Genomic DNA, 2,075 nt, shown 5'->3' with positions numbered 1-2,075 from the left:
CTCCAAGGACCATCGGCGTCACTACGGACTCCATCCGACAAGAAGCTGGGATTCAGCCACATCTGAACCCGAAACAGTTAATCGCAACCGATGGAAGGTCCGGAAATGGCAGATATTGTTGAAAAAGTCCAAAATCGGGGCTTGCCGAATAGTCGGCCATTTCGCGGCCAGAGCGAATGTTGCCGCTCGATACCGTCGCAATTCGGCTACGCGCCGCACACACGCTGCTTGATCGCAAAATTGGTGGGTCCCCCAGGTAAGTTTTCAGTATGGGCCTCCACGGCCCTACAAAAAATCAGACGTCATAGAAAACCGACTTTTTCAATAATATCGGCGCAAAACGGCCAATCGCAAATTTTTTAACCAGTTGCTCGTTAAAGGGCTGTCGACTTAGACAGTGGGAACCGTGCCACCGTCGATGACGTAGTCGACGCCATGTATCGAGCCAGCGCGGGTTGAAGCAAGAAATGCCACGAGTTCGGCGACTTCCTGAGGCCATGCCGGCCGCCCGATGGGAATCCCGCCTAAGGCATGCAGGATTCCCTGTCGCGCAGTCTCTTCATCGGTATTTCCGCTCTCCGCCAAGCGCTTGACCATGGCATCGGCAGCCGTCGTCCTTATCCATCCTGGTGAGATGGCGTTCACACGAATGCCTTTGGGGCCAAGTTCTTTCGATAGCGCCTTGCTGTAGGTCGACAACGCCGCTTTTGCCGCGGCGTACGGCGTCGTCGAGTCATAAAGTGGAAGGCGATGTTGTATGGATGCGATGTGGATAACCGCCCCTTCGCCCTTCTCGATCATGGCGGGCAGCAGCGCCCGGTCCAACCGCACGGCGGCAAGGAGATTCAAATTGATGTCCTGCTGCCAGAATTCGTCTGTCGCCGCAGCAAAGCCGCCCCCCTGGTGTGCTCGACCCACCGAGGCAATGGATCAAGATATCGACGCTTCCGAGCCCCGCCCAAATCCCGGACACAGCCTTGTCGACGCCTTGCTGGCTGGAGAGATCGGCCTCGATCAGGAACTTGGCTGCGCTATTGTCAACGGAATTTCGAGCGCTTGTGGCGACAATCGCACCAGCAGCTGCCATCCTATTTACGATAGCTTCACCTGCGCCTTTTGTGCCACCTGTGACAAACACACGCTTACCTTCAAATTCAGCCGGGTCAATCTTGAAAGAGGGGGCGGAGGTCATAGGGTGATCTCCAACCGGGATATCAGATCGCCTTCGAGCGCAAAGCTATAGGCGAGCTTTATCGGGGAACCGGGAAAGTTGCCTGAAATCAGAATGGAAACGCGGGGATCGACATCCGTTCCAGTGACACCGGATACCTCTCCGGTCACGCGATATTTACGCGTCGTCTCTTCCATCCATCCACGGATATCGACGTGTCCATGATAGGTCTGGCCTTCGTCCAGGACGGTTGCCTCTTTAGAGAATGGACGCAGCATTGCGTCGATATCGTGCTGGTTCATGGCAGACACATAGGCCTGGATCGGCAATGGCAGTTCCTTGGTCATCTTAATACCTCGCATCTCACCTCGCGCCGCAATGAAACACACAGCGTTGTTGCCCTGAGGAAGAGATGGGCCTAAACTGATAAAATGACAAGAACGGACAAAAAAGTAGGGTACTTACCCAAAAGTAAGCCGGAAGAACTGACCCCGGTGACGGCCGCAAGCGGCGTTGAAAATGTACTGCGCATTCTTGAGGGTCGCTGGAAGCTGGTGATCCTGTTTCACCTGTTCGGTGGCAACGTCCTGCGCTTTTCGGATCTGGAGCGTGCAATCCCCGCCGTCTCCCAGAAGATGTTGATCCAGCAATTGCGTCAGATGGAGGCAGATGGAATTGTGCGGCGCATCGTGCACCACCAGGTCCCGCCAAAGGTGGAATATTGCCTCACCGATTGGGGGCAGGCCCTGTGCCCAGCGCTCGATGCTCTGCTGAAATGGGCAGAACAGCGCGAAGCGGCTTGCCCGGTTTCTCCCTCTCATTCGCCGGTGTGTACAAAATCGGCAGTGATGGATAAACGATCGGTTGAAAATGCCGATAAGCCATCTGCATGCAGCAGTGAAAC

General features: G+C 55.3%; 1 protein-coding gene and 2 pseudogenes. 1 reads left to right on the top strand and 2 read right to left on the bottom strand.

All coding sequences use genetic code 11. The features are described 5' to 3' along the window. Positions 1-390: 390 nt before the first annotated feature. Both AAAC48_RS21660 and AAAC48_RS21655 read right to left on the bottom strand, forming a co-directional pair. A pseudogene (locus AAAC48_RS21660) lies at positions 391-1,192 on the bottom strand (SDR family oxidoreductase). Then, positions 1,189-1,518, bottom strand: a complete 330-nt coding sequence (locus AAAC48_RS21655) for a nuclear transport factor 2 family protein (protein WP_340656173.1) — start codon at positions 1,516-1,518, stop codon at positions 1,189-1,191. The pseudogene AAAC48_RS21660 and the gene AAAC48_RS21655 overlap by 4 nt, the downstream one beginning before the upstream one ends. Positions 1,519-1,602: 84 nt before the next feature. Between AAAC48_RS21655 and AAAC48_RS21650 the strand changes: the two are divergent. Beyond that, positions 1,603-1,953, top strand: a pseudogene (locus AAAC48_RS21650) (winged helix-turn-helix transcriptional regulator); the annotation flags it as partial. Positions 1,954-2,075 lie beyond the last annotated feature (122 nt).

Source organism: Phyllobacterium sp. (assembly GCF_037994405.1).
Lineage (GTDB): Bacteria > Pseudomonadota > Alphaproteobacteria > Rhizobiales > Rhizobiaceae > Phyllobacterium.
The sequence above is the reverse complement of the archived record's forward strand: the minus strand, read 5'-3'. Positions and strand labels throughout refer to the sequence as shown.